Genomic DNA, 6,943 nt, shown 5'->3' with positions numbered 1-6,943 from the left:
CCAACAGGAAGTGGAAAAACAACAACTCTTTATGCTTCCTTACAGAAATTAAATACAATAGATAGGAAATTAATGACTGTTGAAGACCCTGTTGAATACCAAATTCCAGGGATTAATCAAACACCAATAAATGCTGATATTGGTCTGACTTTTGCAAGTGTTTTGCGTGCTTTTTTAAGGCAGTCCCCGGATATTATATTAGTTGGAGAAATTAGAGATACAGAAACAGCGGATATCGCTTTAAGAGCCGCCCTTACAGGACACCTTGTTTTTTCAACACTTCATACAAATGATGCTCCAAGTGCAATAACAAGATTGATTGATATGGGAATGGCACCTTTTCTTATTGCCTCATCCGTTCAGGGTGTACAGGCACAGCGACTTGTTAGAATACTTTGTCCATATTGTAAAGAAAAAATTGAGCCAGATGAGGAATTAAAGAGAAAATTAAAAATTAAAGAGGGCGAAGAAGTCAATGTCTGTCGTCCAAAAGGATGTAATGAATGTAATTTTACTGGTTATCATGGAAGAATAGCAATTTTTGAAATATTTATTATGAATAATGAATTAAGAGAACTAACATTAAAAAGAGCAGATATATCTACTTTAAGGCAAGCAGCAAGAAGGTCTGGAATGAGAACTATGTATGAAGATGGAATTGAAAAAGTTAAAATAGGAATAACAACTTTTGAAGAAGTTGTTTCTATTGTTGGAGAAGGAGGAATAGATGCCTAAAAGAATTGAGGAATTACTTGAACTTGTTGTTAAAGAGAATGCTTCTGACCTGCATATTGCTGTTGGACTCCCACCAATGTTGCGACTTCATGGAGGACTTGTAAAAGCCGACACTGACCCATTAACTCCTGAAGATACGGTTAATTATATGAAAGCAATAACTTCAAGAGAGCATCAAGAAGAAGTACAAAAAGTAGGTGGGACTGATTTTGGGTTTGCTTTTAAAGACCTTGCAAGATTTAGGGTTAGTGTTTACAAAGATAGAGGGGATATTGCAATGGCTTTAAGATTAATTCCATATACATTTTTGACATTTGAGCAAATAGGGCTTGAACAAAGAACAATGGAATATCTTCTAACAAGACCAAGAGGGCTTATTCTTGTAACAGGTCCAACAGGAAGTGGAAAAACAACGACATTAGCGTCTATGGTTAACTGGATAAATGCAAATCTTGAAAAACATATTATTACAATTGAAGACCCTGTTGAGTATTATCATACTCATAAAAGGTCAATAATCAATCAAAGAGAATTAGGAGTAGATGTCCCAACTTTTGCAGAAGCATTAAGGAGAGGTTTAAGACAGGACCCTGATGTATTCCTTGTTGGTGAATTAAGAGACCTTGAAACAATTGAAGCAGCAGTTACAGCAGCAGAGACAGGGCATGTTGTGTTTGGAACACTTCATACAACAGGTGCTTCAAGAACAGTTGATAGAATGGTAAATATTTTCCCTGTTGCACAGCAGGAACAGATAAGAGTTATGCTTTCTGTTTCAATTCTTGCAATTATTTCACAATTACTTCTTCCAAGAGTTGATAAAAAAGGCAGAGTTGCTGTTTTTGAAATAATGGTTGCAACTCCTTCAATTCAAAATTTAATTAGAGAAAGGAAAACATATAGAATTGTATCTGAAATTCAGACAGGGGCAAAATGGGGGATGGTAACATTAGATGCCTGTTTAATGGACCTTTTTAAAGCAGGAAAAATTAGTTTTGATGATGTTATGATTTATGCTTATGACCCTGAATCAACAAAAGGTCAACTTATTGCAGAAGGAATTATAGATGAAGAAATGGCAGCAAAGGTGATAAAGCAAGATGGTATACAGGATGTAAAAGTGGAGAAATAAAATGCCAGGTAAAAAACTTTTAGGGGAAATGTTAATAGAGCAGGGATTAATAACAGAAGAGCAATTGCGGGTTGCTTTAGCAGAACAAAGAAAAAGTGGGAATTTTTTAGGCAGGATATTAGTTGAAATGAATTTTGTTTCTGAAAAGGACTTGAAAAGAGTTTTAAGTATTCAACATGGGGTTGAAATGGTTGATTTGAAGAATACAGTAATTGATAAAAAAGCAATTGATTCTTTCCCTTCTGCTCTTGCAAAAACATATAATGTTGTACCGGTAAAACTTGAAAAAGATACATTAACATTAGCAGTTGGAGATACTTTAAGTTTAAATATTCAGGATGATATATCATTCATTTTGGGATATAAAATTAAAATGGTTCTTGCAGATGAAAATGATATAAATGATATACTTGATACATATTATGGAAAAGAAATAGAGACAATTGATGACCTTATAAAATGGCTTGCTCAGGATATTGAAGAAATGGAAGAACTAAATGCAATTGCTTCTCAGGGAGAATATGCAACAATAACATCATTGGAAGAAATTGCTTCTCTTCCGCCAGTTGTAAAACTTTTTGACCTTATACTTTTACAAACAGTAAGAGATAATGCATCAGACCTTCATTTAGAGCCATTTGAAGATGATTTTAGAGTAAGATATAGAGTTGATGGTGTTTTGTATGACCTTGTTCATCCTCCAAAAGGACTTTCATTTGCACTTTTCTGTAGATTTAAAATTATGGCTGGTATGGATATAGCAGAAAGGCGTCTTCCACAGGATGGTAGAATTGAACTTTCAGTTATGGGGAGAGCAGTTGACCTTAGAGTAAATACAGTTCCAACTGTTTTTGGAGAATGTTTAGCAGTGAGAGTTCTTGATAGGGGAAAAACGATATTTGAACTTGAAAATTTGGGATTACTTGAAAAAGATATGGAAACTGTTGAAAGCATTATTCACAAACCATATGGTATAATTCTTGCAACAGGTCCAACTGGTTGTGGAAAAACAACAACTCTTTATGCTGTTTTGAGGAAAATAAATACTCCTGATGTAAAAATTATTACCACAGAGGACCCTGTAGAATATATGCTTGAAGGAGCAATTCAGGTCCCAATAAGAGAAAATATAGGACTTAATTTTGCAAGATGTTTAAGAAGTATTTTAAGGCAGGACCCTGATATTATTTTTGTTGGAGAGGTAAGGGATTTTGAGACAGCACAGATGGCTATACAATCATCACTCACAGGACATTTAGTTTTAAGTACATTACATACAAATGATGCTCCAAGTACAATTATGCGACTTATGGATATGCAAGCTGAACCATTTTTACTTGCATCTACGATTGAAGCAGTTGTTGCTCAGCGACTTGTAAGAGTTCTGTGTCCAAGATGTAAAGAAGAATATAAACCAACAGAAATAGAATTACTTGAATTAGATTTAACAGAAGAAGAAGTTAAAAAAAGGAATATGAAGTTTTATAAAGCAAAGGGGTGTCCATTTTGTAGAGGTGGTTATAAAGGAAGAGTTGCAATTTTTGAAATTTTACTTCCAAATGATGAGTTCTGGAAGGCAGTCATAGGGAAAAAGACACTTGGAGAGATAAGAGAAATTGCTATAAAAAGTTGTGGTATGAGAACGATGCTTGAAGATGGACTTGAAAAGATAAATAGAGGTATAACTTCAGTAGAAGAGGTAGCAAAAGAAATTCATGGTTATTAAGGAGGGGGAAAATGCCACATTTCCAATATAATGCAATTGACCAATCAGGAAATAGTTTAACAGGAACAATTGAAGCAGGACATATACAGGAAGCCATAGGTAAATTAAAGAGTATGGGTTATTATATTACAAATGTTGCTCCTGCAAGAAATGTATCTGCTGTATCTAAATCTCCTGATGTGAAACCAAATGCACCTGCCAAAAAAACAGGGAAAGAAAAAGCAAAAACAAAAGGTAAAGGGCAGGGAATGCAGATAAAACTATCTTTTGGTCCGGCAAAAATTAAACCAAAAGAACTAATGATTATTACAAGACAATTAGCAACTCTTATTGGTTCAGGGCTCCCTCTTTTAAGGTCATTGAGGGTCTTAAAGGAACAAAGAAAAGGAGGAGCTGCTGTTGTTCTGGGAAAAGTTGCAGATGATATTGAAAGTGGTGCTTTATTTTCAGAGGCACTTGCAAAACACCCTACAAGTTTTCCAAGAATTTATGTTGCAATGATAAAGGCAGGAGAAGCAGGTGGAGCGCTTGAAACAGTATTAGCCCGACTTGCTGAATTTATGGAAAAAGAGGCAAAATTGAAAGGGAAGATAAAAGGGGCAATGGCATATCCTGTTGTAATAGTTATTGTTGCTTCTGGTATATTAACATTTATCATGATGAAAATAGTTCCTACATTTGTAGATATTTTTAAGGATTTTGAAACAGACCTACCGGCTCCAACAATCTTACTTATAAACCTTTCAAAACTTTTTACTCAGAAATTTTATCTTATTATTATATTTGTTGTTTCTATATTTGTGCTTTATAAAATTTTGACAAAAATAAAGTTCACAAAATACTGGATAGACATGGCAAAAATGAAAATTCCTGTTTTTGGTCCAGTTGTTTCAAAAACAATTATTTCAAGATTTGCAAGAACTTTTGCAACTCTAATAACAAGTGGAGTACCAATTTTACAGTCATTACTTATAGTAAGAGATACTGTTGGTAATGATGTTGTTGCAAAGGCAATAAATGAAGTAAGGAACAGAGTAAGAGAAGGTGAAGGTGTATCAGGACCTATGATGAGAACAAAAGTTTTTCCTGCTATGGTAACAAATATGATTGCAGTTGGTGAAGAAACTGGTGCTATGGATTCTATGCTTGAAAAAGTTGCAGATGCTTATGATGCAGAAGTTGATGCAGCAGTTGCTGCAATGACTTCTATGCTTGAGCCAATGCTTATTGTATGTATGGGAGGAGTTGTTGGTTTTATAGTTATTTCTCTATTCATGCCATTGATAAAATTAGCAATGAGTATGTCAGGTGAAGGTGGTTGAGGAAGTTACGAAGAGGTACTGTCAAAAAATAGATGAAAAAGAAAAATCCCCTTCACCCCCCGTTGTCAAGGGGGAAAATACTCCTTCCTTTATAAAAGGAAGGTGGGCTCGCCCGTAGGGCTATGCCCGAGGGGATGGATTTTAATTTATAAATCCCCCTTAATCCCCCTTTACTAAAGGGGGAAATTAGTCCTTCCTTTAAAAAAGGAGGGCAGGGGTGGATTTCCACTTCTCACATCTTACTTTTTATATTTCACTTGTCTTTGTGAGAAAGTGTGGAGGGAATTTAATTGACCAATTTTGGCAGAACCAAGGAAAAATTGATGGAGGAAAAATGGAAAAAATAAAAGAGATATTTTATATTGGCAGAGAGAGGAAATTTGAAGAACCAGCCCAACAGAGAAATAATAAAGTACAACAAACAGGATTTACCTTAATAGAACTTCTTGTTGTAATAGCAATTATAGCAATACTTGCTTCTTTCCTTCTACCTACTTTATCTTCTGCGAGGGAAAGAGCAAGAAGAACAACCTGTATGAATAATTTAAAACAATTTTCTCTTGCTTATGAAATGTATGCTGAGGACTATTATGAAAAGTTCCCAGACCAACCTGATGCTTTATATGGAACCCCTGATGATTGTATTTATACAAAATATATAAAAACAACAGAAATATTCTGGTGTCCATCAAGTATTAATAGAGGTAATGAAGCACCACCAACCATAGAAGGTTCTACAAATTGGGGAGGAAAAAACCATTCATATTATGACTGGGACAATTCTTATGCTTTTGTTTTTGGACTTACAACTTCAAATAATTGTTCAAGACCTGTTCCTGTTATTAGTGATAAAGGTATATATTCAGATGCTGTTACACATGGAAATCATAAAGATGGGATGAATGTTTTATATTTAGAAGGAAATGTTATCTGGGTAAAAGTAAATGAATTATATGATTCTGATGGGGACCCAATAGAGGATGCTTTTTCACCTGCTTCTGATGGTGGTCCGGGCAAAGTTGCCTGTAGAAGTAATAAAAAAGATAGAAACCCTTCTGGTGATGGACCAGAGGATAATTATTCAATATATTTAAATGATGATGATAGTGATGTTGATATTGAAGAATGGGGACAATAAGAGAATATGCGAAAAATGTAAGTGAGGAACTATACTTTCTCAAAAATTATTTCTTAAAAAAAGAGGAAGTAATAATATCTTTTAATAGGGGGAAAAATGAATAGAAAAAGGAATAGGAGAGGGTTTACACTAATTGAATTACTTGTTGTTTTGGTAATAATAACAATATTGGCAGGACTTCTTCTTCCATCAGTAAGACAGGCAAGGAAAAAGGCATTGGTAGATAAGGCAAAAGCAGAAATGACTTCCCTTGCAAGTGCTGAAACAATGGTCAGATTAGATATTGGCTGGTATGTCCGACTATGTGATTTGGCAGATGGTGACCTTCTGGATGATTATGTAACTGATTCTCCTCATTGGGGAGAAAAATTTGGTAGGACTTCTTCTGATGGTACCTTTGCTTATTATGATGTTGATAAGAAGGAGGACGATACTGGATATGAAAGTGAATTGACTTTTGAGCATCCATGGGATGGTCCTTATCAGGTTTTTCAGACAGGGACAACATATCAAAGAGGTAAAAATGGTTCAGTTCCTAAAATAGATGATAATGTTGAGGGCTGGGGTGACTTAGAAGATGCTGTTCCTGATGGTACACCATTAGACCCCTGGGGACATACTTATCTTGTTGCTTTTGATTCATATGATTCTGGAACCACAGATAAAAAAATTGAAAAAGTCATGATAATTTACTCTGCAGGTCCAGATGGTAAACTACAAACAGGAGCGAAAGCAACTCGTCCTGGAGATAGAGATGATGAAGATGAGGACTATGAAGATGAAGTAGAATATCCAAAGTCAGATGACATCCTCTATAAATTCCGCTAACCCTCCCAGATGAAAGAGGCAATTATACTTGGGATTATTCAGGGGATTTTTGAGTGGTTTCC

The 6,943-nt window shown here is 35.0% G+C and carries 6 protein-coding genes; all 6 read left to right on the top strand.

Annotated features, from left to right (window positions below; translation table 11 throughout):
- Nucleotides 1-735: GspE/PulE family protein (locus PLW95_07105; GenBank protein HOV22421.1), on the top strand; the 735-nt coding region annotated here is incomplete at its 5' end.
- Complete coding sequence (locus PLW95_07100; GenBank protein ID HOV22420.1) at nucleotides 728-1,867, top strand: type IV pilus twitching motility protein PilT; 1,140 nt, start codon at nucleotides 728-730, stop codon at nucleotides 1,865-1,867. The genes PLW95_07105 and PLW95_07100, both read left to right, overlap by 8 nt.
- 1 nt (nucleotide 1,868) lies before the next feature.
- On the top strand, nucleotides 1,869-3,593 hold the full coding sequence (locus PLW95_07095) for an ATPase, T2SS/T4P/T4SS family (GenBank protein HOV22419.1): 1,725 nt from the start codon (nucleotides 1,869-1,871) through the stop codon (nucleotides 3,591-3,593).
- Between the two features lie 11 nt (nucleotides 3,594-3,604).
- Nucleotides 3,605-4,915 carry a type II secretion system F family protein gene (locus tag PLW95_07090; GenBank protein HOV22418.1) on the top strand — a complete coding sequence of 437 codons (1,311 nt, stop codon included), beginning with the start codon at nucleotides 3,605-3,607 and terminating at the stop codon, nucleotides 4,913-4,915.
- Nucleotides 4,916-5,249: 334 nt separating this feature from the next.
- Nucleotides 5,250-6,053: a type II secretion system protein gene (locus tag PLW95_07085; protein HOV22417.1), complete on the top strand. Its 804-nt coding sequence runs from the start codon at nucleotides 5,250-5,252 to the stop codon at nucleotides 6,051-6,053.
- A 96-nt stretch (nucleotides 6,054-6,149) separates the two neighbouring features.
- The gene (locus PLW95_07080; protein ID HOV22416.1) at nucleotides 6,150-6,881 is read left to right on the top strand and encodes a prepilin-type N-terminal cleavage/methylation domain-containing protein; all 732 of its coding nucleotides are present in this window, start codon (nucleotides 6,150-6,152) and stop codon (nucleotides 6,879-6,881) included.
- Nucleotides 6,882-6,943: the final 62 nt, after the last annotated feature.

This window comes from bacterium (assembly GCA_035370465.1).
Lineage (GTDB): Bacteria > Ratteibacteria > UBA8468 > B48-G9 > JAFGKM01 > JAGGVW01.
The sequence above is the reverse complement of the archived record's forward strand: the minus strand, read 5'-3'. Positions and strand labels throughout refer to the sequence as shown.